Origin of the sequence: Pseudomonas sp. PS1(2021), from assembly GCF_020405165.1 — a bacterium.
Lineage (GTDB): Bacteria > Pseudomonadota > Gammaproteobacteria > Pseudomonadales > Pseudomonadaceae > Pseudomonas > Pseudomonas aeruginosa.
Genome location: NZ_CP084484.1, coordinates 7,015,813 through 7,042,469 on the forward strand (window position 1 = coordinate 7,015,813; position 26,657 = coordinate 7,042,469).

At 67.8% G+C, this 26,657-nt stretch carries 23 protein-coding genes; 9 read left to right on the forward strand and 14 right to left on the reverse strand.

The window, feature by feature from the left end:
* Positions 1-14: 14 nt before the first annotated feature.
* The 6 genes from LE197_RS33240 to LE197_RS33265 all read right to left on the reverse strand — a co-directional run bounded on the left by LE197_RS33240 (position 15) and on the right by LE197_RS33265 (position 5,776).
* Positions 15-1,319 carry an MFS transporter gene (locus LE197_RS33240; RefSeq protein ID WP_226033799.1) on the reverse strand — a complete coding sequence of 435 codons (1,305 nt, stop codon included), beginning with the start codon at positions 1,317-1,319 and terminating at the stop codon, positions 15-17.
* 92 nt (positions 1,320-1,411) lie between these two features.
* Positions 1,412-1,804 carry a 5-carboxymethyl-2-hydroxymuconate Delta-isomerase gene (locus LE197_RS33245; protein ID WP_003101265.1) on the reverse strand — a complete coding sequence of 131 codons (393 nt, stop codon included), beginning with the start codon at positions 1,802-1,804 and terminating at the stop codon, positions 1,412-1,414.
* Positions 1,805-1,814: 10 nt separating this feature from the next.
* A complete protein-coding gene (gene hpaD / locus LE197_RS33250; protein WP_003093449.1) occupies positions 1,815-2,738 on the reverse strand; it encodes a 3,4-dihydroxyphenylacetate 2,3-dioxygenase in 924 nt (307 codons plus the stop codon).
* A gap of 131 nt (positions 2,739-2,869) precedes the next feature.
* Positions 2,870-4,330 (reverse strand): 5-carboxymethyl-2-hydroxymuconate semialdehyde dehydrogenase, encoded by a 1,461-nt coding sequence (gene hpaE / locus LE197_RS33255; RefSeq protein ID WP_003093448.1) that lies wholly within the window; start codon positions 4,328-4,330, stop codon positions 2,870-2,872.
* Positions 4,327-5,106, reverse strand: coding sequence for a fumarylacetoacetate hydrolase family protein (locus LE197_RS33260; RefSeq protein ID WP_003110132.1), 780 nt, complete (start codon positions 5,104-5,106; stop codon positions 4,327-4,329). The genes hpaE and LE197_RS33260 overlap by 4 nt, the downstream gene beginning before the upstream one ends.
* A 10-nt stretch (positions 5,107-5,116) precedes the next feature.
* Positions 5,117-5,776 (reverse strand): fumarylacetoacetate hydrolase family protein, encoded by a 660-nt coding sequence (locus LE197_RS33265; RefSeq protein WP_003110133.1) that lies wholly within the window; start codon positions 5,774-5,776, stop codon positions 5,117-5,119.
* A gap of 219 nt (positions 5,777-5,995) precedes the next feature.
* Here LE197_RS33265 and hpaA point away from each other — a divergent pair, with 219 nt between their 5' ends.
* A complete protein-coding gene (hpaA, locus tag LE197_RS33270; protein ID WP_003093443.1) occupies positions 5,996-6,907 on the forward strand; it encodes a 4-hydroxyphenylacetate catabolism regulatory protein HpaA in 912 nt (303 codons plus the stop codon).
* 51 nt (positions 6,908-6,958) lie between these two features.
* Positions 6,959-7,765: an aminoglycoside O-phosphotransferase APH(3')-IIb gene (locus LE197_RS33275; protein ID WP_003113011.1), complete on the forward strand. Its 807-nt coding sequence runs from the start codon at positions 6,959-6,961 to the stop codon at positions 7,763-7,765.
* 123 nt (positions 7,766-7,888) lie between these two features.
* On the opposite strand, the gene LE197_RS33280 is transcribed toward LE197_RS33275, so the two are convergent.
* The 4 genes from LE197_RS33280 to ppnN all read right to left on the reverse strand — a co-directional run bounded on the left by LE197_RS33280 (position 7,889) and on the right by ppnN (position 12,840).
* Positions 7,889-8,458 (reverse strand): hypothetical protein, encoded by a 570-nt coding sequence (locus LE197_RS33280; protein WP_003093439.1) that lies wholly within the window; start codon positions 8,456-8,458, stop codon positions 7,889-7,891.
* Positions 8,459-8,535: 77 nt separating this feature from the next.
* Positions 8,536-10,722, reverse strand: a complete 2,187-nt coding sequence (gene bphP / locus LE197_RS33285; RefSeq protein ID WP_003101278.1) for a bacteriophytochrome BphP — start codon at positions 10,720-10,722, stop codon at positions 8,536-8,538.
* Positions 10,723-10,749: 27 nt separating this feature from the next.
* Entirely contained in the window at positions 10,750-11,337 is a 588-nt protein-coding gene (locus LE197_RS33290) for a biliverdin-producing heme oxygenase (protein WP_003159301.1), read from the reverse strand.
* Between the two features lie 117 nt (positions 11,338-11,454).
* Complete coding sequence (gene ppnN / locus LE197_RS33295; protein WP_003093432.1) at positions 11,455-12,840, reverse strand: nucleotide 5'-monophosphate nucleosidase PpnN; 1,386 nt, start codon at positions 12,838-12,840, stop codon at positions 11,455-11,457.
* Between the two features lie 419 nt (positions 12,841-13,259).
* Between ppnN and LE197_RS33300 the strand changes: the two genes are divergently transcribed.
* From LE197_RS33300 to LE197_RS33310, 3 genes are all read left to right on the forward strand, one after another.
* Positions 13,260-13,769, forward strand: coding sequence for a GNAT family N-acetyltransferase (locus LE197_RS33300; RefSeq protein WP_003118200.1), 510 nt, complete (start codon positions 13,260-13,262; stop codon positions 13,767-13,769).
* Positions 13,770-13,922: 153 nt separating this feature from the next.
* Positions 13,923-15,113: a sugar transporter gene (locus LE197_RS33305; RefSeq protein ID WP_003101284.1), complete on the forward strand. Its 1,191-nt coding sequence runs from the start codon at positions 13,923-13,925 to the stop codon at positions 15,111-15,113.
* A 127-nt stretch (positions 15,114-15,240) separates the two neighbouring features.
* Positions 15,241-19,494 carry a CHASE domain-containing protein gene (locus LE197_RS33310; RefSeq protein ID WP_073666438.1) on the forward strand — a complete coding sequence of 1,418 codons (4,254 nt, stop codon included), beginning with the start codon at positions 15,241-15,243 and terminating at the stop codon, positions 19,492-19,494.
* Positions 19,495-19,657: 163 nt separating this feature from the next.
* Here the strand turns inward: LE197_RS33310 and LE197_RS33315 are convergent, their stop codons facing one another.
* Both LE197_RS33315 and LE197_RS33320 read right to left on the reverse strand, forming a co-directional pair.
* Positions 19,658-20,056 carry a hypothetical protein gene (locus LE197_RS33315; RefSeq protein ID WP_003093424.1) on the reverse strand — a complete coding sequence of 133 codons (399 nt, stop codon included), beginning with the start codon at positions 20,054-20,056 and terminating at the stop codon, positions 19,658-19,660.
* A gap of 64 nt (positions 20,057-20,120) precedes the next feature.
* Positions 20,121-21,314: an inhibitor-resistant extended-spectrum class C beta-lactamase PDC-80 gene (locus tag LE197_RS33320; RefSeq protein WP_058169253.1), complete on the reverse strand. Its 1,194-nt coding sequence runs from the start codon at positions 21,312-21,314 to the stop codon at positions 20,121-20,123.
* Positions 21,315-21,462: 148 nt separating this feature from the next.
* On the opposite strand from LE197_RS33320, the gene ampR reads away from it, so the two are divergent.
* Positions 21,463-22,353, forward strand: a complete 891-nt coding sequence (gene ampR, locus LE197_RS33325; protein WP_003101291.1) for a LysR family transcriptional regulator AmpR — start codon at positions 21,463-21,465, stop codon at positions 22,351-22,353.
* 16 nt (positions 22,354-22,369) lie between these two features.
* Here ampR and LE197_RS33330 read toward each other — a convergent pair whose 3' ends face one another.
* Together LE197_RS33330 and LE197_RS33335 are read right to left on the reverse strand one after the other, a co-directional pair.
* On the reverse strand, positions 22,370-22,756 hold the full coding sequence (locus LE197_RS33330) for a hypothetical protein (RefSeq protein ID WP_169917315.1): 387 nt from the start codon (positions 22,754-22,756) through the stop codon (positions 22,370-22,372).
* A 155-nt stretch (positions 22,757-22,911) separates the two neighbouring features.
* Positions 22,912-24,156, reverse strand: coding sequence for a cyclic di-GMP phosphodiesterase (locus LE197_RS33335; RefSeq protein ID WP_003101295.1), 1,245 nt, complete (start codon positions 24,154-24,156; stop codon positions 22,912-22,914).
* 323 nt (positions 24,157-24,479) lie between these two features.
* Between LE197_RS33335 and LE197_RS33340 the strand changes: the two genes are divergently transcribed.
* The 3 genes from LE197_RS33340 (at position 24,480) to LE197_RS33350 (ending at position 26,600) form a co-directional block, all read left to right on the forward strand.
* Entirely contained in the window at positions 24,480-24,947 is a 468-nt protein-coding gene (locus tag LE197_RS33340; protein ID WP_003121936.1) for a hypothetical protein, read from the forward strand.
* 74 nt (positions 24,948-25,021) lie between these two features.
* On the forward strand, positions 25,022-25,852 hold the full coding sequence (locus LE197_RS33345; protein ID WP_003118206.1) for a DUF692 domain-containing protein: 831 nt from the start codon (positions 25,022-25,024) through the stop codon (positions 25,850-25,852).
* The gene (locus tag LE197_RS33350) at positions 25,845-26,600 is read left to right on the forward strand and encodes a DUF2063 domain-containing protein (protein WP_003118207.1); all 756 of its coding nucleotides are present in this window, start codon (positions 25,845-25,847) and stop codon (positions 26,598-26,600) included. The genes LE197_RS33345 and LE197_RS33350 overlap by 8 nt, the downstream gene beginning before the upstream one ends.
* Positions 26,601-26,657 lie beyond the last annotated feature (57 nt).

The following is a 26,657-nucleotide window of genomic DNA, read 5'->3' on the forward strand; positions in this document are numbered from 1 at the left end:
CGGGGTCTCTCGGTTCAGCGTGGGTTGACCACGGCGGCGGGGGTCCGCAGGACCAGGCCGGCGCCGAGGGCGATGAGGATGGCCAGCAGGTACAGGGCCAGGCTGGCGCTCTGGGTGGTGTCGCGCATCCAGCCGATCAGGTAGGGCGCGAGGAAGGCGGCGATGCTGCCGAAGGAACTGATCAGGGCGATTCCGGCGGCCAGGGTGGCGCTGGAAAGGAAGGCCGGCGGCAGTTGCCAGAACATCGGCAGGGCGGCGCTGGCGCCCATCCCGGCGATCACCAGGCCGCCCATCACCAGCCAGGCGCTGGTCGGTGCCAGGGCCGCCAGGCTGAGCCCGGCGGCGGCCATCAGCAACGGAATGCCCAGGTGCCAGCGGCGCTCGCGCAGGCGGTCGGAGGAACGGCCGATGAAGATCATGAAGGCGCAGCCGGCGAGATAGGGCACCGCGCTGAGCATGCCGATGCGGCTGTCCTGGGCGATGCCGGCGCCATGAATCAGGCTCGGCATCCAGAACGCGATGGTGTTCACCGCCAGCATCACCGCGAAATAGATCGCCACCAGCAGCCACACCTGCGGATTGCTGAAGATGCCGGAGAAGGAGGTGATGGTCTTGCGCTGCTCCTCGCCGGCCAGTTCCTCGCGCAGCAGGTGCTTCTGTTCGTCGCTGAGCCACGTCACCCGTTCGAAGCTTTCCGGCAGCGAGCACCAGACCACCACGCCGAGCAACACAACCGGCAGGCCTTCGATCAGGAACATCCACTGCCAGCCGCGCAGTCCGAGGGCGTCATGGAAGCCTTCTAGGATCCAGCCCGAAAGCGGTCCGCCGATCACCCCGGCCATGGGCACGGCGATGGCGAACAGGGCGGTGATCTGCCCGCGTCGGCGCGCCGGGAACCAACGGTTCAGGTAGACCAGGATACCGGGGAAGAAGCCGGCCTCGGCGACCCCCAGGAGAAAGCGCAGCAGGTAGAAGCCGCGCGCGGTCTCCACCAGCAGCATGGCGGTGGAGAGACAGCCCCAGACCAGCATCAGGCAGGCGATCCAGCGGCGCGGGCCGATCCGTTCCAGCATCAGGTTGCTGGGCAGGCCGAACAGCGCATAGGCGATGAAGAATAGCCTGGCGCCGAGACCGTAGACGGTGTCGCTGAAGTGCAGGTCGGCGCTCATCTGCAATTTGGCGAAACCGATGTTGATGCGGTCCAGATGGGCGAAGACGTAGCACACCAGCAGCAGCGGCATCAGCCGCCAGGTGACGCGGTCGTGGGTGCTGTCGCTGAGAGGCAGGGTGGTGCTGTTCAGGGTGCTGGCTGTGCTCATGATCTTGTACTTTTTGTGAGCGCCCGGACGTCCCGGCGACCTGTCGGTGGCCGGGAGGCGAGCTGGGTGAGTGCAGCGTTATGGCGGGCTGGTCAGTCCGCCGGGTTGTTCAGGAATTCATGCACGTTGTTGCGCTTGTAGTTCAGCTCCGCGTCCAGTTCGGTGAGTTCGAAGGACAGCGCCAGCAGGCGTCGCGCCTGGAGCTCGGCGAAGTGCGCGGTGATCACCTCGAAAAGTGCCTCGGCGACTTGCCGGCGAGTCTCCAGGTCGCGACCGGCGCCGACTTTCAGGGTCATGTGGACGAAGGCGTAGTCGTGCCTGCCGTCGGCCATGCGCCAGGTGTCCAGGCGCACGCCGCGGCTGCGGATGCCGCCGAGCGGGAAAACGCCGCTGGCGCCGAGGCAGGCGTGGACCTTCTCGAACAGGCCGGGCAGGTCGGCTTCGGCTTCGATGTTGTCGGTGTATTCGGCGATGAAGTGCGGCATGGTGGCGTCCTCAGAGGCGGCTGGCGCAACTGGCGCCGGCCGGGTTGCCGGCCTGGGCGGCGGGGATCGCCGAGCCGTCCTGGGCGGTGACCGGGAATACCGCGTTGATCTGCCCGGTGCCGGAGGAGCCGAAGTAGGGCGTCACGACCTCCGCCTTGCCGTCGTAGGCCGACCAGCCGAGGGCGCCGAGGAGCATCGCGGTGTCGTGCATGAAGCCTTCGCCATGGCCCTTGGAGGCGTACTCGGGGAGCATCCCGCAGAACTCGGCCCAGCGGCCCTCCTGCCACATCTGCACGACTTCATGATCGAGAACCTCGAGGAACGGGCTCCAGATGCGGTCGGAGAAGTCCGGCGCCTGGCCGTTCTGGGCGAAGCGGTGGGACAGTGAGCCGCTGGCGAGGAACGCCACCGTGCCGTCGTAGTGCTCTTCCACCGCCTTGCGCATGGCCCAGCCCAGGCGCGCGCTGTCGTTCAGGTAATGCACGGTGCACAGGGCGGAGACCGAGACCACCTTGAAGTGGCGGTCCTGGTTCATGTAGCGCATCGGTACCAGGGTGCCGTACTCCGGGCCGAGGGTGGTGGCGTCGTGGGCCAGGGTCTCCACGCCGAGCGCGTTGCAGCCCTCGGCGAGGATGCGGCCCAGCTCCGGGTTGCCGGGGAAGCCGTACTCCATGTTGGCGATGAAGTGCGGCAACTCGTTGCTGGTGTAGAGCCCCTCGAAGTGCGGCGCGCAGTTGATGTGGTAGCCGGCGTTGACCAGCCAGTGGGTGTCGAACACCACGATGGTGTCGACCCCCAGTTCGCGGCAGCGCCGGCCGATCTCGCGGTGCCCGTCGATCGCCGGCTGGCGGCAGCCGTGGCGCGGGCCGGGCAGCTCGGACAGGTACAGCGAGGGTACGTGGGTGATCTTGGCAGCCAGAGCGACTTTGCCCATGACGATTCTCCTGGTGGCCCGTTGGGCCTGGCAGCGGGCGCGGCCGCTGGCGGCTCGCCCGGATTCTTCTGATTGTGTCTGCACGCCGGCGCTGCTGGCGGCCTCGGGCGGCCGCTCTGAACGAGCGCGCCCTACACGCCCCAGCGGGGGATGTGATGGCTGCCCATGGATATACACACGTTCTTGATCTCGGCGAATACCTCGAAGCTGTATTCCCCGCCTTCGCGTCCGGTGCCCGAGGCCTTCACCCCGCCGAACGGCTGGCGCAGGTCGCGCACGTTCTGGCTGTTGATGAAGACCATCCCGGCCTCGATGCCGCGTGCCAGGCGATGGGCCTTGCCGATGTCCTGGGTCCAGATGTAGGAGGCCAGGCCGTATTCCACGTCGTTGGCCAGGCGCAGCGCCTCGGCTTCGTCCTTGAACGGGATCAGGCAGACCACCGGGCCGAAGATCTCCTCCTGGGCGATGCGCATGCGGTTGTCCACGTCGGCGAACACCGTGGGCTGGATGAACTGCCCCTTGCTCAGGTGCGCCGGCAGGCCGGTCGGACGCTCCAGGCCGCCGGCCACCAGGGTGGCGCCTTCCTCGAGGCCGATGCGGATGTAGCCGGTGACCTTGTCGTAGTGGGCCTGGGTGATCATCGAGCCGACCTGGGTCTTCGGGTCCTGCGGATCGCCGACGATCAGGCGCCTGGCGCGCGCGGCGAACTCGGCGACGAACTGCGGGTAGACGCTCTCCTGGACGAAGATGCGACTGCCGGCGGTGCAGCGCTCGCCGTTCAGCGAGAAGATGGTGAACAGCGCGGCGTCCAGCGCCCGCTCGAGGTCGGCGTCTTCGAAGACCAGCACCGGCGACTTGCCGCCCAGTTCCATCGAGTATTTCTTGATCCCGGCCGCCTCCATGATCCGTCGCCCGGTGGCGGTGCCGCCGGTGAAGGACACCGCGCGCACGTCGCGGTGGCGGACCAGCGCGTCGCCGGCGCTGGCGCCGTAGCCCTGAACCACGTTGAACACCCCCGGCGGAATGCCCGCCTCGTGCACCAGGCGGCCCAGCTCGTTGGCGGTCAGCGGCGACAGCTCGGACATCTTCAGCACCGCCGTGTTGCCCAGCGCCAGGCACGGCGCGGTCTTCCAGGTGGCGGTCATGAACGGTACGTTCCACGGCGAGACCAGTCCACAGACGCCCACCGGCTGGTACAGGGTGTAGTTGAGCATCTGGTCGTCGACCGGATAGCTGTGCCCGTTCATCCGCGTGCAGACTTCGGCGAAGAACTCGAAGTTGTGCGAGGCGCGCGGGATCAGCACGTTCTTCGTCTGGTGGATCGGCAGGCCGGTGTCGAGGGTCTCCAGTTCCGCCAGGTGCGGCACGTTCCGGTCGATCAGCTCGCCGAGCCGGCGCATCAGGCGCGCGCGCTCCTTGGCCGGGGTATTGGCCCATTTCGGGAAGGCTTCCCGGGCCGCCGCCACCGCCGCGTCGATTTCCGCCGCGCCGCCGCTGGCGACCTCGCCGATCAGCTCGCCGGTGGCCGGGTTGTAGTTCTCGAAGACGTCCTTGCTTTCGACCTCGCGGCCATTGATCCAGTGTTTGATCATTCTGCGTGCTCCTGTGCGCGGGCGCGGAAGAATTCGGCCTCGCTGACGATTCGGTTGACCAGGCGACCGACGCCTTCCACCTCCACCACCACTTCGTCGCCGGGGACCACGTCGGACAGGCCTTCCGGTGTGCCGGTGGCGATCATGTCGCCCGGCTGCAGGGTCATGAAGCTGGAGAAGTATTCGATCAGGTAGGGGATGTCGAAGATCATGTCCGCGGTGCTGCCTTCCTGGCGCAGCTCGCCGTTGACCCAGGTGCGCAGGGTCAGCCGGTTCGGCTCGGGAACCTCGGCCGCGTCGACGATCCACGGCCCCACCGGGGTGGTGGCGTCGCGGTTCTTCACCCGCAGGTTGGGCCGGTAGTAGTTCTCCAGGTAGTCGCGGATCGCGTAGTCGTTGCACACCGTGTAGCCGGCCAGGTAGCCGAGGGCGTCCTCGCGGCGGACGTTGCGCGCCGGCTTGCCGATCACCGCCACCAGTTCGCACTCGTAGTGCATGTAGTCGACGTTGTCCGGACGCCAGCTGACCTGGCGGTGGCCGGTGTAGGTGCCCGGCGACTTGATGAACGCCAGCGGTTCGCTGGGCGCCTTGAACGACAGTTCGGCGGCATGGTCGGCGTAGTTCAGGCCGAGGGCGAACATGCTCCCGGTGGCCGGCGGCAGCCACTCCACCCGGTCCTCGGCGAGCAGGGTGCCGTCGGCCAGGCGGACGGCGTTGGCGTCTTCCACGGTGACCTGGTGAACCCGGCCCTGGTAGCGGATGCGTGCGTGTTTCATGGTCGGTTCCTCATTCCGCGACGATGCTGTTGGCGAGGCGGCCGAGGCCGTCGATCTCGACCTCGACGCGGTCGCCGGGATGCACGTCGACGCGCCCTTCGGGGGTGCCGGTGATCAGCACGTCGCCGGCGTGCAGGGTCATGAACTCGCTGATCTCGGCGATCAGCCGCGGGATGTCGCGCACCAGGTTGGCGGTGTTGTTGCGTTGGCGCAGTTCGCCGTTGACGTACAGCTTCAGCTCCAGCGCATGGGGATCGGCGATCTCCTGCGTCGGCACCAGTTGCGGACCGAACGGGCAGAAGCCGTCGCGGCACTTGGCTTTCACCGCCGGGCGGTAGTAGCTGTCTTCCGGCAGGCTGAACTCGTTGACGATCACGTAGCCGGCGACATGCGCCATGGCCTCTTCCTCCTTCACCCGGCTGGCGTCGCGAGCGATCACCACGCCCAGCGCCGGGCCCGGTTGCAGGCGCTCGACGCCGCGCGGGAAGAGCACCGGGGCGTCGTGCTCGTTGCGGGTATTCGGTGTCTTGATGAACAACACCGGCTTCACCGGCGGCTTCTGGTAGGGCGGCTGCTGGAACTCCGGCAGGCGGCTGTCGAGCAGGCCCTTGTAGTTCAGCGCGACGCCGAACAGGGTGCCGGCGGCGACGTCATTCAGTGCGCGGCTCATTGTGGTGGTGTCTCCTGGCGCGATAAGCGAACGGCGAGGGGGCCGTCCTGGCGAAAACTCGTTAATGTGTTAACGTTATATTTAACATGTTAATGATCGTCAACCCCGGTTGCTGCGCCATTCGTCCCGGGGAGGTGGCAAGAGGCGCCGTCTGCGGTATACGGAAGCCCGCGACGGCTTGCGTGCGCAGCCGGGAAGAACAACAAAGAGAAGATCGCCATGCCAGAGCGCCAGCCGATCCCCAACATCAACATCGGGCAGGTCTACGACCAGCGCTATGCCGACGCCGAGGTGCACTACGATGCGCTGGGCAACCTGGCCGGATTCTTCGGTCGCAACATGCCGGCGCACCGGCACGACCGCTTCTTCCAGGTGCACTACGTGAAGAACGGCGCGGTGCGGGTCTATCTTGACGAGCGCCAGTACCTGGAGTCGGGGCCGATGTTCTTCCTCACCCCGCCGACCGTGCCGCACGCCTTCGTCACCGAGGCGGACGCCGATGGCCATGTGCTGACCGTGCGCCAGCAACTGGTGTGGAGCCTCACCGAGGCCGAGCCGGGCCTGGCGCCCGGCCCGCAGGTGGCGCCGGCCTGTGTGGCGCTGGGCAACCTGGAGGGCGGCGCGGCCGAGGAGGCGGCGCGCCTGGCGCTGCTCTTCGAGCAGTTGCGCAGCGAGTCGATGGCCAGCCGTCCCGGCCGCCAGCAGACGCTGCTGGCGCTGACCCGCCTGGTCATGATCAGCCTGCTGCGTCTCTCGGCCAATTCGGTGGCTGCGCGGCCGATGCGCCACGAAGACCTGCAGATCTTCCAGCGCTTCAACGCGCTGATCGAGGAGCGCTATGCCGAGCACTGGCCGCTGTCGCTCTACGCCAGCCGCATCGGCGTCACCGAGGCGCGCCTCAACGACGTCTGCCGGCGCATCGCCGACCTGCCGTCGAAGCGCCTGGTGTACGAACGGCTTATGCAGGAGTCCAAGCGCCTGCTGCTGTTCACCGGCGGCTCGGTGAACGAGATCTGCTACCAGCTCGGCTTCAAGGACCCGGCCTACTTCAGTCGTTTCTTCGTGCGTTACGCAGGGCTTACCCCCAGCGCTTACCGCCAGCGACAGGCCGACGGGGAGTCCCGTCGCTGAGCGGGTGGGCGGGTATACTCGCGCTCCCACTCGAACAGGAAGCGTTTCTCCATGCATGATGCAGCCACCTCCATGCCGCCGCAGGCTCCCTCAACCTGGGCCGACTACCTTGCCGGCTACCGCTGGCGAGGGCAGGGCGAAGGATGTTCCGCGGCCACGGTCCACCGCCTGGAGGCTGCGCGGCGGCCGACCCTGTTCGTCAAGCAGGAAGTGCTGTCCGCACATGCCGAGCTGCCCGCCGAAATCGCCCGCCTGCGCTGGCTGCACGGTGCCGGCATCGATTGCCCGCAGGTGCTGAACGAAACCCAGAGCGACGGCCGGCAATGGCTGCTGATGAGCGCAGTGCCGGGGGACACGCTGTCCGCGCTGGCGCAGCGCGGCGAGCTGGAGCCCGAGCGCCTGGTGCGCCTGGTGGCCGCCGCCCTGCGCCGGCTGCACGATCTCGATCCGGCCGCCTGTCCCTTCGACCATCGCCTGGAACGGCGTCTGGACACCGTGCGCCAGCGGGTCGAGGCCGGGCTGGTGGACGAGGCGGACTTCGACGACGACCATCGCGGTCGCAGCGCCACGGAGCTGTACCGCCTGCTGCTCGACCGGCGTCCGGCGGTCGAAGACCTGGTGGTCGCCCATGGCGACGCCTGCCTGCCAAATCTGCTGGCGGAGGGGCGGCGCTTCAGCGGCTTCATCGATTGCGGGCGGCTCGGCGTCGCCGACCGGCACCAGGACCTGGCCCTGGCCGCGCGGGACATCGAGGCCGAACTCGGCGCGGCCTGGGCCGAGGCCTTCCTCGTCGAATACGGCGGCGATATCGACGGCGAACGGCTGGCGTACTTCAGGCTATTGGACGAGTTCTTCTAGAGTAGGGCCGGTTCGGATCCGGACTGGATTCGGCCTGCCGTTGCACGAAAACGAGGTACAACGGCATCGGCCACTATCGCCAACGCCACCGCGCGCCCTCGCTCGTTCCGCGGAGTCGCCGGTTCAGTTCAGCCGGTACTGCGCCAGTTCCTTCGCCGAAAGCACGCGCATCCGTTTGGGATCGGTGCTTTGCATGGCCTGTACCAAGGTGCTGGGGATATCCATTTCGCGGAAGTAGGCGGCGGAGTCGTAGCGCATGCCGTTGGCCGAGCGCGAGTGCAGCGAGTCGCCGTGGGCGTAGTAGGGACGGTGCAGGCCGACGTAGCCGCGTACGGTCTTGCGCTTGCCGGCCGCCAGCAGGTAGACGCAGGTGCCTTGGCAGACGCTGCTCGACGGCACCAGCGCGTCGAAGCCGGATTCGCGCAGCAGGCGGCCCATGCGGATCGCCTCCGGCACGCTGCCGCCGATGCTGTTCAGCAGGAGCAGCTTACGCGAGTAGGTTCCCGGATTGTTGCGCAAACCCTTGAGCAGCGTCTCGTAGTCGCCCGGCGCGATCTCCTCCGAGACGCGGACCGTCAGCACCCGCCCCATGCTCTTGTGTTGCAGCGAATGCACTTCGACCCTGGCCAGTGCGGGAGTCGCGCAGAACACGGCGAGGCAGGCGAGGACGGTCCGGAGGCGGAGGCGGGGCATGGAACGGGGCGATCCTGTCAGACGGCGATGGCTGCCGAAGATACCTGCAAGCGTTGCATTGTGCACGGTCCTCGTCGTCAGGACGAGGAGCCGGTCTCCGCCTGGCGCACCGGCAGGCGCAGGCAGAAGGTGATGACGTCGTCGCGGCAGTCCACGTCGATACGCCCCTGGTGGGCCTGGGCGATGGCCTGGGAGATGTACAGGCCGATACCGAGGCCGTTGCGGTTGCGCTGGTTGTCCGCCGACTCGCGCTTGAACGGTTCGAACAGGTTGGCCAGTTGCGCTTCGGAGAGGCCGCTGGTTTCGTTGAGCACGCTCAGGCACACCTCGTCGCCCTGGCGGGTCAGGGTGACCAGCACCGGCCGGCCGGGCAGGCCGTGATGACGGGCGTTGCTCAGCAGGTTGGCGGCGACCTGGGCGTAGCGGTCCGGGTCGACCACGGCACGAACCTGCGGGTCGATGGCGATCTCGATCACCAGGCCGGGATAGGCGACGTCGGTTTCGCAGACGATCTGCCGCACCAGTTGCGAGACGTCGGTGTCGACCGGGTTCACGGTGAGGCCGATGCCCGATTGCAGGCGGCTCATGTCGAGGATCTGGCTGACCAGCCGCTCCATGCGGCTGCTGGACGCGGAAATGTGTTGGCGCAGTTCGGTGGTGCGGGTGTCGCTGGAGGACAGCAGGGCCGCCGCCATGGAGATCGACTGCAACGGGTTGCGCAGGTCGTGGCCGAGCACCGCGATCAGGCGCTGGCGCATGCGGTCGACCTCGGCCGCATGGTTGAGGCACAGTTCCATCAGGTCCAGGCGCAGCTTTTCGGCGATCGCCAGGTCGGTTTCGCTCCAGGGCGTGGAGTGGCCGCGGACCACTTCCTCCCAGGCCTCGAACGAGCCGCGCGGGGTCAGCCGCGGGCCGGAGGGGCCGATGGTCAACAGCTTTTCCGGCTTGCCGCCCCAGCGGATGCGGTGCACTTCCTCGTGGCGGAACCAGAAGATCCAGCCCGATTCCTGGCGGTGGAAACGGATCGCCAGCACACCGCAGCAGTCGCCGCCGTCCGGAGAGTCCTCGCTGGGCTGCGGCCAGTTGTCGGTGTGGTAGATGTCCCGTTCCGGGTCGCGCTGCAGGCGTTGCAGGACATTCCCGGCCTGGCGCTCGAAGTCGCCGCGGATGCTCAGGGTGCGGCCGCCGAGCATGACCAGGGCGCCGTCGCAGGGAATCAGTGCGGCGATGCCATCGTCCGGGTGGGCCAGTGCGCCGAACAGGTCGTCGGCGTCCCGCGCGCGGCGAGCCAGGGCCAGCCTGCGCTCGGTGGACACGCGCAGCAGTTCGGCGATACGCCCCTGCTCCAGGCGCTCGACGATGGCGCTGCAGACCTGGGAGAAGATCTGGAACGACATGCGCACCGGGTAGGGAATCAGTTTGGGCGACATGTGATGGCAGGAGAACAGTCCCCAGAGCTTGCCGCCGACCACGATGGAGATGCTCATCGAGGCGCGCACGCCCATGTTGGTCAGGTATTCGCAGTGGATCGGCGAAACGCTGCGCAGCACGCTGTAGCTGAGATCGAACGATTCGTTGGTCTCCGGGTTCAGCGCGGGAAACACGCGCATCGGCGTATAGGCCACGTCGGCGATCAGCCTGATCGGGTTCTGGATGTACAGGCGACGCGCCTGGGCCGGGATGTCCGAGGCCGGGTAGCGTTGCCCCAGGTAGCTTTCGAGGTCTTCGCGACGGCTCTCGGCGACCACCTCGCCGGAGTCGTCATGGCGGAAACGGTAGGCCATCACCCGGTCGTAGCCGGTCATCCGGCGCAGTTCGTCGGTGACGTTGCTGAGCAGGCTGGCGGTGTCGTTGTGCAACTGGACCTGGGCGATGATGCGCTGGGCGTTGAGGGTGAAGGAGGTGATCGACAGCGTGTCCGCGGTGCGGATCTCGAACTCCAGGTAGAACACTTCCTTGTAGCTGTGGCCGATCACGTCGAACAGGTGTTCGCCGATCCGCGTCTCGACGCTGTTCGACCATGGGCCGTTGCCGGTCAGTCCCTCTTCGAGCATGCGCAGGACCTCCGGCCCCACCTGCTCCTGCGTCAGGTAGGAACCCGGCGAGGCGACGAACCCCAGTAGCGCCTGGATGTTCTCGCTTGCCGCGAGGACCATGCCGTCCGCGCGCAGGGTGACCAGCGCCCCGTGCGGCTGGATCGCGCCAGGCACGTGGATGGGTTCGTCCTCGCAGTTCGCCAGGGTAACCGGGGTGATGCTCGTCATCTATCGTCCAGCCTGGTCTCCAGGCAGTCAGGCTTCGTCGAGAACCCATCGACGAAACGAAAGGAATGTAGCCTGTGCCGCATCCTGCGCAAGGCCGATGGCTTCGGGGCTGTCGATCTGCCGGGCGAGCTGTTCGAGAAACTCCTGCCAGCGCACCCCGGTTGCCTGGCCGTAGCCCTGCAACCACTGTAGCGGCAGACCGGGCAGGCGTGGAGCTAGTCGTTTGTAGAGATACGCGCCGCCCAGCGTCGCGCCTTCCATCACGTAGGCCACCCCGAAGACCTCCGCGGCCCGTGTCGCATTCGGCAGGTCGGCGCAGCGCGGTAGCGCCTCCACCTGCGCGCGGCTCATGCCGCCGGCCAGCAGGTCGCTTTCCAGCCAGGTGCTCTTGACCAGCCGCGCGTCGGCCCGCAGCGCCGCCGGCCAGCCGCTGCGGTTGTCGCGCAGCGCGCGCTCCAGGGGTTCGAGCCAGCCAAGGATGCGTCCGGCATGGTCGAGGTAGGCGCGGTCGTCGAGATCGTCGTCGCCCAACGGCGAACGGCGGTCCAGTTCTGCGTGCAGGTCACGGGTGGCGTCGCGGAGTGCGGCGAGGGCTGGCGATGGAGATGGGGACATGAGGTCAGGGCCAGCGATTCGAGGCATGAACGGAAAAGAGTAGCAGGAAGCCGTACGCCCGGCTCGGAATAAATGGGCATCCCCGCGCGCGGCGCAGGGATGCCGGAGCGGGCGCGCTCAGGCCGCCTCGGTCTGCACCACCCGGTAGCAGGGGACGTAGGCCGCGCCGCCGGGCAGCTTCATCCGGTGCTGCTTGACGAAGGCCTGCAGCAGGCGGTCCAGCGGCAGCATCACCGCCGGGTCGCCGTGGATCTCGTAGGGCCCGTATTGCTCGATCATGCGGATGCCGTTGTCCTTGACGTTGCCGGCGACGATCCCGGAAAACGCGCGGCGCAGGTTGGCCGCCAACTCGTGGGGCGGCAGGCTGCGGCTGAGCTGGAGGCTGGCCATGTTCTCGTGGGTCGGCTCGAACGGGCGCTGGAAGCTTTCATCGATCTTCAGCATCCAGTTGAAGTGGAAGGCGTCGTTGCGCTCGCGGCGGAACTGCTTCACTTCCTTCAGGCCCTGGGCCATCTGCTTGGCCACCTCGGCCGGGTCGTCGATGACGATCCGGTAGTGGCGCTGCGCCGCATGGCCGAGGGTCGCCCCGACGAATTCATGGAGCTGCTGCAGGTAGGCTTCGGCGCTGCGGGGACCGGTGAGGATGACCGGGAAGGGCAGGTCCTGGTTGTCCGGGTGCATGAGGATGCCCAGCAGGTAGAGGAACTCCTCCGCGGTCCCGGCGCCGCCGGGGAAGATGATGACCCCGTGGCCGACGCGGACGAAGGCTTCCAGGCGCTTCTCGATGTCCGGCAGGATCACCAGTTCGTTGACGATCGGGTTCGGCGCCTCGGCGGCGATGATCCCCGGCTCGGTCAGGCCCAGGTAGCGGCCGCCGACGATGCGCTGCTTGGCGTGGCTGATGGTGGCGCCCTTCATCGGCCCCTTCATCACCCCCGGTCCGCAGCCGGTGCAGACATCCAGGCTGCGCAGGCCGAGTTCGTGGCCGACCCTCTTGGTGTACTTGTATTCCTCGCTGCTGATCGAGTGGCCGCCCCAGCACACGACGATCTTCGGCTCGACGCCGGGGCGCAGCGTACGGGCGTTGCGCAGCAGCTGGAAGACGTAGTCGGTGAGGCCCTGGGAGCTGTCCAGGTCGACGTGCTGGCTGTCCAGCCCGCTCTGGGTGTAGACGATGTCGCGCAGGGCGCTGAACAGCATCTCGCGGGTGCTGGCGATCATCTCGCCATCGACGAAGGCGTCGGCCGGCGCGTTGATCAGCTCCAGGCGCACGCCTCGGTCCTGCTGGTGGATACGCACCTCGAAGTCCTTGTAGGCGTCGAGGATGGTCTTGGCGTTGTCGCTGTGGGCGCCGGTATTGAGGATCGCCAGGGCGCACTGGCGGAACAGTTGGTAGGTCTTGCCGTTGGCGGTTTCGCTCAGTTGTTGCACTTCGCGTTGGGAGAGGGTTTCCAGCGTGCCTTTCGGACTGACCGAGGCGTTGATCACAGGGCGATGAGACATGTGCGATTCCATGCAGGGGACGCGGCGGCGTAGAAGAACCGCCGCATCCGGATAAGGGAGCGCCGGGCAGGTTGCGTGCCGGGGGAGAGGGCGATCAGCCGTCGGAGTGGGGCGACGAGGCAACCGTGCGCTGGGGCTTGGCTCCAGGGTCTTGGTTAAATGTAATAGCGAGAACCTGACTGATCTGACAAGGAAAATCTCGAATTTATCTGTCGCCGGCCTGGCACCGGGGAAATCCTGCCACTAGCCATGGGCGAAAAAATCCGGCATCGGCTGGGATAATCGACTCTTCTCCTGATATCGTTGCGTTTCCGCCGGATGCTCGGCCAGTCGAAGGGAGGAACGAAGCATGTCGTATGAACAGTCCAGCAGCGTACCTAGCGACTTTCTTTCCTCCTTTTTCCAAGAGCCTGTCATCCATGATCGAACTCAGAACCATCACCCGCGACGACTGGGAAACCTGCATTGACCTGAAGGTCGCCCGCCACCAGGCGCACTTCGTCGCTTCCAACCTCTATTCGCTGGCCCAGAGCCGCTTCCTGCCGGGGTTCCGCGCGGTCGGCATCCACCACGGCGGGCGCATGGTCGGCTTCGCCCTCTACGGCCCCGACGCCGACGACGGCCACTACTGGCTCTACCGCCTGATGATCGACCGCCGCTACCAGGGCAAGGGGCATGGCCGCGCCGCCCTGCAACGGATCATCGCCAGCGTGCGCCGGACGAGGCGGCGCAGCGATCGCCTGATGGTCGCCTACGCCGTCGACAACGACGTGGCCCGCCAGCTTTATCGGGACGCCGGCTTCGTCGAACAGGGCCTCGCGCCCTGGGGCGAGACGATGGCCTGTCTGATGCTGCCGGAGCCGTCCCATCGCTCCGGGACGGTCGCCGGAGCGCCGGGCGGGCGTGCAGCGCACGGCGTCCCGGCGTAGAATCGCGGGATTCGGCAGTTCCCTCCAATACCTATAACGACCATCCAACGCACATCGCCGCCCCGGACCCTTGCGTCCGGGGCGTTTTCCGTCGTGCGTGGCGAGGGTCGCGGGACCTGCCCGTCCGCCCCCTGCTCCGGAACCGAACGCCCCATGGACAGCACCTCCGAAACCCGCAGCGGCAGCTGGCTGAGCGTGATCGCCCTGGCCCTGGCCGCCTTCATCTTCAACACCACGGAGTTCGTCCCGGTCGGCCTGCTCAGCGACATCGGCCACAGCTTCGAGATGCCCACCTCGCAGGTCGGCCTGATGTTGACCATCTATGCCTGGGTGGTGTCGCTGGCCTCGTTGCCGATGATGCTGCTGACCCGCAATATCGAGCGGCGCAAGCTGCTGGTCGGGGTATTCCTGCTGTTCATCGCCAGCCACGTGCTGTCCGGGCTGGCCTGGAGCTTCCAGGTGCTGATGCTCAGCCGGATCGGCATTGCCTTCGCCCACGCGGTGTTCTGGGCCATCACCGCTTCGCTGGCGGTGCGCGTGGCGCCGCCGGGACAGCAGGCCAAGGCGCTAGGGCTGCTGGCCACCGGCACCACCCTGGCGATGGTCCTGGGCATCCCGCTGGGGCGGGTGGTTGGCGAGGCCCTGGGCTGGCGTACCACCTTCATGGCCATCGCCGGACTCTCGGTGCTGACCTTGCTCTACCTGGCGCGCTCCCTGCCGCTGCTGCCAAGCCAGAACTCCGGTTCCCTGCGCAGCCTGCCGATGCTGTTCCGACGCCCGGCGCTGGTTTGCCTGTACGTGCTGACCGTGGTGGTGATCAGCGCCCAGTTCACCGCCTACAGCTACATCGAGCCCTTCGCCAAGCAGGTGGCGCAGATGAGCGGCGAGGCGACCACCCTGCTGTTGCTGTTGTTCGGCGGCGCCGGGATCTTCGGTTCGATCCTCTTCAGCCGCTACAGCGAGGCTTTCCCGCGAGGCTTCCTGCTGGCCGCGATCCTCGCCTTGGGCAGCAGCCTGGCGCTGCTGTTGCCGCTGTCCGCGCAGCCGACCTGGCTGATGGCGCTCAGCCTGCTCTGGGGCATGTCGATCATGTGCTTCGGCCTGGCCCAGCAGTCCCGCGTCCTGCGCCTCGCCTCGGACGCCACCGACGTGGCCATGGCGCTGTTCTCCGGCCTGTACAACGTCGGCATCGGCGCCGGCGCGCTGCTCGGCAGCGTGGTCAGCGAACGCATGGGCCTGGCCTCGATCGGCAACGTCGGCGCCGCGCTGGCGCTGGCCGGCCTGCTGCTCGCCCTGTTCGCCGCACTGCGCTACGCGGAGGCGCTGAAAACCACGTCGTTGTGAGTGCTCATTCACTGGCCCGGATGATTCGGCGGAGGAATCCGCCCGCTTGATCTAGTCTTCTGTGACGAAAAGGCGCAGGGAGTGCGGGATTGCCCCGCGCCGGGCCGGCGCAGGGACGGAATATCGGGTGAACGTACAACAGAGCAAGTTCAGGCTGAGCCGCTGGGCGGGCGCGACACTGGCGCTCGGACTGCTGCTGTCCGGGCTGGGCGCCTGGGGGCTGGCGCTGGTCAACGAGCAACAGGCGCGGATGGCGCTGGAACGCGAGGCGGAACTGCTGGCCGAGGCGGTGACCCGCCGCGTGGAACTCTACCAGTATGGCTTGCGTGGGGTGCGCGGTGCCTTGCTGACGGCGGGCGAGGCGCACATCGACCGCGAACTGTTCCGCCGCTACAGCCTGACCCGCGACATCGACCGCGAGTTTCCCGGCGCCCGCGGCTTCGGCTTCATCCGCCGGGTGGCGGCCGCCGACGAGGCCGGGTTCCTGCGCCAGGCGCGGGCCGACGGCCAGCCGGAGTTCCGCATCCAGCAACTGACTCCGCACGATGGCGAGCGCTACGTCATCCAGTACATCGAGCCGGTGGCGCGCAACGGCCAGGCGCTGGGCCTGGACATCGCCTCGGAAGCCAATCGCCGGGAGGCCGCCCGCGCCGCCCTGGAGACCGGGCAGGTGCGCCTGACGGGGCCGATCACCCTGGTCCAGGCCAGCGGCTTGCGCCAGCAATCGTTCCTCATCCTGATGCCGATCTACCGCAGCGGCATCACTCCACCACCGGGGCCCCAGCGCGAACTCGAAGGCTTCGGCTGGAGCTATGCGCCGCTGCTGACCGGCGAGGTGCTGGCCGGGTTGCCCATCGACAACGCGGCGATCCACCTCGAACTCAGCGACGTCACCGGCGACGGCGCTGCCGTGCCCTTCTTCGTCAACGGCGCCGCGGCGCCGGCTCAACGCCTGTTCGGCCACATGCTGCGGCGGGAGATCTACGGTCGGCACTGGCAGATGGTGTTCAGCGCACTGCCGCTGTTCGTCCAGCGCCTGCACCAGCCTTCGCCGCGCATCCTGTTCCTGGCCGGCAGCCTGGTCAGCCTGTTGCTGGCGGCGCTGGTCAACGCCAGCGCCCTCGGCCGCCAGCGCCGGCATCGGGAGGCGGCGACCCAGGCGCGACTGGCGGCGATCGTCGGCAATTCGGCGGACGGCATCATCGGCGTCGGCCTCGACGGCGTCATCAGCGACTGGAATCGCGGGGCCGAGGCGTTGTTCGGCTACCGCGAGGAGCAGGCGGTTGGGCGGCGGGTGGTGGACCTGCTGGTGCCGCCATCCAAGGAGAACGAGGAACTCGACATCCTCGCCCGCATCGCCCGTAAAGAACAGGTGGTCAGCTTCGATACCGTGCGCCGGCACCAGGACGGCCACCTGCTCGATGTGGCGGTGACCGTCTCGCCGATCCTCGGTCCGGACGGCGGCGTGGTCGGCGCCTCGAAGACCGTACGCGACATCTCCGCGAAGAAGGCCGCCGAGGCCCGCATCCGCGAACTCAATACCGGCCTGGAGCACCAGATCGCCGAGCGTACCGCCGAACTGCGTCGGTTGAACGTACTGCTCGGCAGCGTGCTGCAGGCGGCGTCCGAGGTGTCGATCATCACCCTCGACCGCGACGGCATCATCAGCGGCTTCAATCTCGGTGCCGAGCGGATGCTCGGCTACCGCGCCGACGAGGTGGTCGGCAAGGCCTCGCCGACCCTGCTGCACAGCGAGCGGGAGTTGCTCGCCCGCGGCCAGGAGCTGGGCGAGGAGGGTTTCCGCGTGCTGGTGGCGCGGGCCGAACAGGAGGGCGCCGAGACCCGCGAATGGACCTATCTGCGCAAGGACGGCTCGCCGCTCAGCGTGACGCTTTCGGTTACCGTCCTGCGCGACGAGGCTGGGGCGATCAACGGCTACCTGGGCATCGCCGTCGATGTCACCGAATGGCGCAACGCCGAGCGCGAGATGGCCGCGGCGCGCGACCAGTTGCAAATGGCCGCCGACGTGGCGCGCCTGGGCATCTGGCGCTGGAACCTGGCCGACGACAGCCTGCAGTGGAACGAGCGCATGTGCGAGCTGTATGGCCAGCCGCTGGCGTTGCGCGACGGCGGCCTGGTCTACGAGCATTGGCGCAGCCGCCTGCATCCGGAAGACCTCGAGCGCACCGAGGCCAGCCTGCGCGCGGCGGTGGAGGGGCGCGGCAACTACGATGTGATCTTCCGCGTGGTGCTGCCCGACGGCGGCATCCGCTTCATCCAGGCCGGCGCGCAGGTCGAGCGCGACGCCGACGGCAACCCGCTGCAGGTCACCGGGATCAATATCGATATCACCAGCGACCAGCAACTGCAGGCGCGCCTGCGCGAGGCCAAGGAGCAGGCGGACGCCGCCAGCGCGGCGAAGTCGTCGTTCCTGGCGAACATGAGCCACGAGATCCGCACGCCGATGAATGCCGTGCTGGGCATGCTGCAACTGGCCCGGCAGACCGATCTCAACGAACGCCAGCGCGACTACCTGGACAAGGCCAGCTCGGCGGCAACCTCGTTGCTCGGCCTGCTCAACGACATCCTCGACTACTCGAAGATCGAGGCCGGCAAACTGGTCCTGGAAATGCTCCCCTTCGAGCTGGAGCCGCTGATGCAGGACCTGGCCGTGGTGCTCTCCGGCAACCAGGGCGACAAGGACGTCGAGGTGATCTTCGACATCGATCCCGAGCTGCCCAGCGCGGTGGTCGGCGACCGCCTGCGCCTGCAGCAGATCCTCATCAACCTGGCCGGCAACGCACTGAAGTTCACCGCCCGCGGGCACGTCCTGGTGAGCTTGCGGCGTTTGGCGCACGACGCCCACCTGGTGCGCCTGCGGGTGCTGGTGGCGGACACCGGCATCGGCATCAGCGCGGAACAGCAGCAGCGCATCTTCGAAGGTTTCACCCAGGCCGAGGCGTCCACCTCGCGACGCTTCGGCGGCACCGGCCTCGGCCTGTTCATATGCAAACGCCTGGTCGACCTGATGGGCGGTGAATTGCGGGTCGAGAGCGCGCCGGGCAGCGGTAGCCGGTTCTGGTTCGACCTGGACCTCGACGTCGCCCACGACCAACCGCTGCGTGCGGCCTGCCCCGGGGCCGGCGAACCGCTGCGGCTGCTGGTGGCGGACGACAACCTGGTGGCCGGCGAGCTGCTCGAACGCACGGTCGGCGCCCTCGGCTGGCGCGCCGACTGCGTCGGCAGCGGCAGCGAGGCGGTGGCGCGGGTCCAGGCGGCGATGGCCGAGGGCCGTCGCTACGACGTGGTGCTGATGGATTGGCGCATGCCCGATCTCGACGGCCTCAGCGCGGCGCAACTGATCCGCCAGTTGCAGGGCGACCTGCCACCGCCCATGGTGATCATGATCACCGCCTATGGCCGCGAGGTGCTGGCCGATGCGCGCGACCACAGCACGCCGCCCTTCGTCGATTTTCTCACCAAGCCGGTCACGCCCAAGCAACTGGCCGACTCGGTGCTGCATGCGTTGCACGGCGAACAGGGCGCCCCGGCCAACCCGCCGCCGCGCCCGGTGGAGCGCACCCAGCGGTTGCGGGGCGTGCGTCTGCTGGTAGTGGAGGACAACGCGCTGAACCGCCAGGTCGCCGCCGAGCTGTTGAGCAGCGAGGGCGCCCGGGTGGCCCTCGCCGACGGCGGGCTGGCGGGCGTTCAGCAGGTGCTGGAGGCGAGCGTGCCGTTCGACGCGGTGCTGATGGACATGCAGATGCCGGATATCGATGGTCTCGAGGCGACCCGGAGAATCCGCGCCGACGGGCGCTTCGCCGGGCTGCCGATCCTGGCCATGACCGCCAACGCCTCGCTGGCCGACCGCGAAGCCTGCCTGGCGGCGGGCATGAACGACCATGTGGCGAAGCCGATCGACAAGGAGCGCCTGGTGCTTTGCCTGCTCGGTCATCTCGGCAGGAGCGGCGCCAGGGGCGCGCCGGCAACGGCAGCGGACGCGGGCGAACTGGTCGAGGCGCGGGGCGATATCGTCGGGCGTTTCGGCGGCAGCCTGGAGCTGATCGTCCAGGTGTTGCGGCGCTTCGTTCCGGACATGCAGGACCTCTTCGCCCAGCTCGAACGCCAGCTCGGCGAGGGCGATGTCCAGGGCAGCGCCGCGACCCTGCATACCATCAAGGGCAGCGCTTCCACCGTTGGCGCCAACGCCCTGGCCGGCCGTGCCAGCGAGCTGGAGCAGGCCCTGCGCCGCGCCGATCCGCTGCGCGGCATGGAAATCCTCGCCGGCATCCGCCTCGACGAACTGCGCACCCTGTGCGATGCCTGCCTGCTCCGCCTGCAGGCGATGTTCGGCGACGTGCAGGCGGAGTCGGCGAGCTGAACCCCGGCGCGGTGGCCAGTCCCGCCAAGGATTCAGGCGGACCCGGGGCTCGCCTGCATCCGCTGCGGCCTGTAGGGCGAATAACGCCATGGGTGTTATCCGCCGATACTCCTGAAGCCCGCCCAGGTCTTGAGCGACATCCTCTTCCTGTCGTTCAGTGCCTTCAGGCGTCGCGCAGCAGGTCGTGGGCGTTGAGCAGGGCGTAGGCGACTTCCGGGCGCTTCTCCAGGCCGCGGCGGATGGCGGCGGGAATCGCCTGGCGGGTCTTGCGGCAGAGCCCCGGCTGCTCCTCGAAGCGCATGCGGATGCCGCGCATGCTGCGCACCTCGCCGAAGGCCGGGGCGATCCGCAGGCGGATGCCCAGTTGTTCCTCCATGCGCCGCAGCAGGTGTTCCAGGTCTTCCAGGCTGCGCAGGGCTTCCAGGCGGGCGGCCAGGCGCTGCTCTTCCTGGCGGGTCAGGAGGAGGATGCGACGGTCCGCGCCGGGCGCCTCCAGGCGCTCGCGTTCGCAGACGCAGGCGCCGGGCGGGCAGGGCTGGCGGAGGGGCGGGGAAGCGCTCATGGCACCATCATAGCCAGGACCGGCGTCCCGCGCCGCTACGCTCCGTCGCCCTCGCGAGCGCGCTTCAGCGCTTCAGCGGCACCTTGCCCTGCTGCTCCAGGCCGCTGAGGATGGCGTAGGCGATCTTCACCCGCTCGGCATTGGGATAGTTGCGGTTGGCCAGGATCACCAGTCCCAGGTCGCGGCCCGGGACGAACGCCACGTAGGCGCCGAAGCCGTTGGTGGAACCGGTCTTGTTCAGCAGGCGCTGGCCCTCCAGCGCCTGTGGCGCGGGCAGCCTGGCGATCCTGTGCGGTTGCAGTGCCATCGGCGTCGAGTTGCCGGCCTGCAGGCGCTTCAGGGAGATCGGCCAGTCGTAGGCTTCCCAGCCCAGGCCCTGGGTCATGTCGCCGACCTTGTAGTAACCGCGATGGGTGGCATCGAGCGCCTGCGCCCAGGGCCTGTCCAGGCGCTCCGGATGCAGGTTGGCATCGACGAAGCGCAGCAGGTCGGCCGCGCTGGTCTTCACCCCGTAGCCTCCGGCATCCAGCGGGCCGGGACCGACCCGTAGCGGGCGGTCGTCCTTGCCGTAGCCCTGGGCGTACTGCGCCAGCGCCGCCTCGGGCACGTCGAGGTGGGTCTGTTCGAGGCCCAGTGCCGGGAACACTTGCTGCTCCATGAGCCGTTCGAACGGCTGGCCCAGGCTGCGCGCGGCGAGATAGCCGAACAGGCCGATGCTCGGGTTGGAATAGAGGCGCTGGCTGCCCGGCGCGTAGGTCGGCTGCCACTGGCGGTAGTAGTCGCGGATCTGTGCCTGGTCCTTCTGCACCGAGTCGGGGAACTGCAGCGGCAAGCCGCCGGCGGTATAGGTCGCGAGGTCGAGCAGGCTGATGCCGTCGAAGCGGCTGCCCTGCAGTGCCGGCCAGTGCTGGCTGGCGCGGTCGTCGAGGCGCATCTTGTCCTGGGTCAGGGCATAGCCGGCGAGGGTGGCGGTGAAGGTCTTGCTCACCGAGCCGATCTCGAACAGGGTCTCCGGCGTCACCCGGCGGCCGTCCTCTTTCGAGGCCAGCCCATAGCTGAAGTAATGCGGTTCTCCTTTCAGGCTGATGGCTACGGCCAGGCCCGGAATGTCATTGGCCTTCATCACCGGTTGTACGGCGGCGTCGACCAGTGCCTTCAGGCGATCCGCCGGGGCCTCGCCGGCAATGGCCGGGGTGGTGGCGAACAGCAGTGTGGAAGCGGCGATGCCGCACAGGCAGGGGAATCTGGTATCGCGCATGAGGATTGGCGTCCTTTGTCGTTGGCTGCATGAGAAACCGCCCCGGGAGCGCTCCTTGATCGGCGGGCGGGGAAAATCTAGGCTTGCGCAGGATTTGCGGCAAACGACGAATACTCGCGGCAGCCATTAGAAAAATTTGGAGCAGAGATTGGTTCGACCCCATTTGCCGCTGAACGCCCTGCGCGCCTTCGAAGCTTCGGCCCGGCACCTGAGCTTCACCCGCGCGGCCATCGAGCTGTGCGTGACCCAGGCGGCGGTCAGCCACCAGGTGAAGAGCCTCGAGGAGCGTCTCGGCGTGGCCCTGTTCAAGCGTCTGCCGCGCGGCCTCATGCTGACCCACGAGGGCGAGAGCCTGCTGCCGGTGCTGTGTGACTCCTTCGACCGCATCGCCGGCCTGCTGGAACGTTTCGAGGGTGGCCACTACCGGGACGTGCTCACCGTCGGCGCGGTCGGAACCTTCACGGTCGGTTGGCTGCTGCCGCGGCTGGAGGACTTCCAGGCGCGCCATCCCTTCATCGATCTGCGCCTGTCCACCCACAACAACCGCGTCGACATCGCCGCCGAGGGGCTCGACTACGCGATCCGCTTCGGCGGCGGCGCCTGGCACGGCACCGAGGCGCTGGCGTTGTTCGAGGCGCCGCTGACGGTGCTCTGCTGCCCGGAGGTCGCCGCCCAGTTGCACAGTCCCGCCGACCTGCTGCAGCACACCCTGCTGCGCTCCTACCGCGCCGACGAGTGGCCGCTGTGGTTCCAGGCGGCCGGACTGCCGGCGCACGCGCCACTGACCCGGAGCATCGTCTTCGACACCTCGCTGGCCATGCTCGAGGCGGCCCGCCAGGGTGTCGGCGTGGCCCTGGCGCCGGCGGCGATGTTTGCCCGGCAACTGGCCAGCGAGAGCATCCGGCGTCCGTTCGCCACCGAAGTGAGTACCGGCAGCTACTGGCTGACGCGCTTGCAGTCGCGGGGGGAGACCAGCGCGATGCTGGCGTTCCGGGGGTGGTTGCTGGAGATGGCTGCCGTTGAGGCGCGGGGGAGATAACGGTTATGCAGGCGATTCAAGTGTCGATGAAGAAGTAATCACCTTCCTCGCGCCTTTTTTTATACGCTCGGGCCCTCCCAAGGTTGATACGGTTTGAGGCGTTGGGGTTGTGATTGGAATTGCTGACGGCGTGGCGGATATGGACCGGCTCGTCGGCGTTGCTGATCGCTCCGCTAAGCGTCACTCCCAGGCTGGCGGCATAGGCCCGGCGTGCCGCAACGATCTCGCTCTCGAGCATGCCTGCTTTCCCTGCTGCGGCAACGACGGCAAGTTCGCATAGGCGGCCAGCCTTCCTCGGGGAAACCCTCAGGTCGGCGCCTGCGGACCACAGGGCAATCAACGCTTTGGATGGAGCACAGCCATTTCTGCTGTGCTCTTCGATTGTCTCCAGGAGCGGACTCATATGGCCTCTTGAAAACTGTCGGCGGATTGCCAGCAGTATCGACGATGGTGCGCTTAAAGCAACGCGGAGCAGGCGGAGATTGCGGCGAAGCGGCGGATAACGCTTCGCGTTATGCGCCCTACGGGAGCGGTGCTCGGCTTGCCGGCGGAAGGCGTCTACGGATTTCCGGTTCCCGCGTCGAAATAAGAGCCCGTGGACTTGGCCAGTCCCGTCCACATCTCGTCGAGATTGCGGAAGTTCCAGGCTTCCGCCGGCTCGAAGCCGACGATTCGGTCGGTCTGTCCGGCCCTACCCAGGTCTACCACCTGCTGCGGGATCGGCACCTTCGAGCGGGCCGAGAAGAATACCTTGACCCGTGGCGTCAGCAGCGAGCGGCCGTGTTGTTCGAGGACCACGCCGAGGCGCCCGCTTTCCAGCCTGACCAGCGCGCCGACCGGGTAGATGCCCACCGCCTTGACGAAGGCGCGGAACACCTGCGGGTCGAAGTGCCCGTTCCATTCGGCCATGCGTCGGATCGCCTCGGCGGCGTTCCAGCCCTTCTTGTAGGGACGGTCGGAGGTGATCGCGTCGTAGACGTCGCACACCGCGCCCATTCGCGCCAGCAGGCTGATCTGCTCCTGCGCCAGGCCGAAGGGGTAGCCGGTGCCGTCGATGCGCTCGTGGTGGTGCAGGCAGACATCCACCACCAGGGCGCTGACCTGGCGGCAATCGAGCAGCATCCGCGCGCCGTTCTGCGGATGCCGGCGAACCAGGCCGAACTCCTGGTCGGTGAGCTTGCCGGGCTTGTTCAGGATCGGATCGGGCACCGCCATCTTGCCGATGTCGTGCAGCAGTCCGGCCAGCCCCGCCTCGCGTACCAGCGGGTCGGGCAGTTCGAGCTGGCGGGCGAGGGCGATCATCAGCGCACAGACCGCCACCGAATGCATGTAGGTGTATTCATCCGAGGTCTTCAGCCGTACCAGGCTGAGTAGCGCGTTGGGATGGCGCAGCACCGAGGCGGAGATTTCGTCCACCAGGTCCGATGCATGCGCGGTATCGATGGCCTGGCCCATGCGCGCGTCGCGGAACATGCTGACCACGGCGGCCTTGGCACGGCTGCAGAGCAGGGCGGCGTGGCGGATTTCCTCCTCCAGGGCGACCCGCGCCGGCGAAGGGCCGGCCGGCATGGTGACCGGCAGGACCGCAGCGGCCGAGACCGCCGCTTCCTCCGGGAGGTCGAGGCCCTTGCTGGCATCGATCCAGACTTCCTTCACGGCGCTTTCGCGCAGGCGCTGCAGGTCGGCCTGGCTGTCGAGCAGGAAGCCACCTCTTTTCCAGAACGGGTGGTCCAGCCACGAGCCGCAAAGGCTCTGGACGAACATACCGAGGCGAAGCTGGGTTACCGGAATGCGTTTCAGCACGATGGGCTCGACCTCGAGACTGGGCCAGGTTGCTGTCTCCTAACGGTAGCCGAGATGGGCCGGCGGGAGTGAGAGATGCCCGGCACTTCGTCGGCATGCCCGCGCTCGATTGCGTATCGCTTTGTATCCATGCGCGGTTTCGATACCTCCGGCGTACAAATCCACGTGTCGGGCGATACACCCCCGATACATCTCCCAGGCGAAATGGCCACATCCGAACCGCGGCGCCCGGGACGACCCCAGAAGGTCCCGCCGCCCGGTTCGTACCGGCGCCCACCAGCGCCGCGCCTGCGGCCCGGCCGCGTTTACTGTGGAGAAGAAGCATGTCCGTTTTCGATTCGCGTCAAAAGACTTCCGCCAGCCTGCTCGGTGCCGTACTGGTGGGGGGAATGCTGCTCGGCGGTTCGGCGTTCGCCGTCGAGCCGCTGGGCCAGGGGCTGCAAGTGGCGGCGGCGAGCGCCGGCGAAGGCAAGTGCGGAGAAGGCAAGTGTGGTAGCGGCGGCTCCGCGAAGACCCCGGCCAAGGCCGGCGCCGAGGGCAAGTGCGGGGAGGGCAAGTGCGGCGACGCCTCCTTTGCCCGAACCGACACCGATCACGATGGCAAGGTCTCGCGCGCCGAGTTCCTCGCGGTGGCCAAGGACCGTGCCGGTGAGTTCGACAGCATCGATAGCGACCATGACGGCTTCATTTCCGAAGCCGAGGCCTACGAACACCTGCGCAAGACCTACGAGGCCAACGGCAAGCCGATGCCCGCCGGGCTGTTCAGCAAGCTGGAGCAAGGCCGGCACTGAGCCTTTCCACACCCTGGCGGCGCCCTCTCTTTCCCCTGGGAAAGCGGGGGCGTCGCCGTTTCCGGAGCTATCCCATGACCCTGATCGACAACGCCGCCGGCCTCGGCCTGAGGCGCGGCCTGCTTCCGCAACTGCTGGCGATGGCGCCCGGCGCGGTGGACTTCCTCGAATGCGCGCCGGACAACTGGATCGGCGTCGGCGGTGCCTTCGGTGCCGACCTGGAGCGCCTGGTGGAGCGCTTTCCACTGACCTGCCACGGTCTCTCGCTGTCCCTCGGCGGCTCCACACCGCTGGATGCCGCCTTCATCGAGCAGACCCGACGCTTCCTCGTCCGCCACCGGGTCGCGTTGTACAGCGAGCACCTCAGTTACTGTTCCGACGATGGCCATCTCTATGATCTGTTGCCGCTGCCGTTCACCGAGGCCGCGGTGCGTCACGTCGCGGCGCGCATCCGCGAGGCGCAGGAACGCCTGGAGCGGCGCATCGCGGTGGAGAACATTTCCTACTATGCAGCGCCGTACCGGGAGATGAGCGAGATCGAGTTCGTCAACGCGGTACTCGACGAGGCCGACTGCGACCTGTTGCTGGACGTCAACAACCTGTTCGTCAACGCCTGCAACCACGGCTACGACGCCCTCGACTTCCTCGCCCGGCTGCCGCCCGGGCGGGTCGCCGCCTACCATGTGGCGGGGCACTACGACGAGGCGCCGGACCTGAAGATCGACACCCATGGTGCCGCCGTGAAGCCCGGCGTCTGGGCCTTGCTCGGAGCCGCCTATCGTCGCTTCGGCGTGCGCCCGACCCTGCTCGAGCGGGACTTCAACTATCCGCCGCTGGGCGAACTGCTGCTGGAAGTGGAGCAGATCCGCCAATGGCAACGCGACGAGGGACGCCGTCATGGATGAGCGCCTGCGCCAACAGCAGTTCAGCCTCGCCCGGCACCTGCGCGACCCGCTTGGCAATGCGCCGCCGCCGGACATCGAAGAACGTCGCCTGCGGGTCTACCGCGAGCTGTTCTACAACGCCATCGAAGGCCTCCTTGCCAGCGGCTTCCCACGCTTGCGCGGGCTGCTTGGCGAGCAGCAGTGGCATGGCCTGGTGCGCGAGTTCTATCGCGAGGAGAGAAGCCATACCCCCCTGTTCACCCGTATCGCCGGGGTCTTCGTCGACTACCTGCGGCAGCGGGGCGAGTATCGGCCGGCGTGGCAAGCCGAGTTGGCCCACTTCGAATGGAGCGAAACGCGCCTCTACCTGGCCGAGCCCGACGATCCGCCGTATCGGCGTGAAGGCGACCTGCTCGACGGGGTGCCGCTGCTGTCGAGCCTGGCGCTGCCGCTGGGCTATCGCTGGCCGGTGCATCGGCTCGAAGAGGACGTCGCGCTCGCCGAAGCGCCTGCGGAACCGACCCTGCTGTTGATGCACCGCGATTCCTCGCATCGCGTGCATACCGCGCGCCTGACTCCGCTGGCCTACCGCCTGCTGGAGTCGCTGGCGAGACGGCGCCTGAGCGGGCGCGAGCACCTGGCGGCGCTGGCGCTCGAGGCGCGGAGTGCGCCCGGAGCGCTCGACGCGGCGGGGCTGGAGTTGCTGGCAGCGTTGCGGACCCAGGGTGTCGTGCTCGGAACCCTGGAACGCGATTGGGCGGGCGGATGACGACGCAGCCCTTGTGGAGTCGATGCATCGGCGGATAGCGCCTTTGGCGCTATTCGC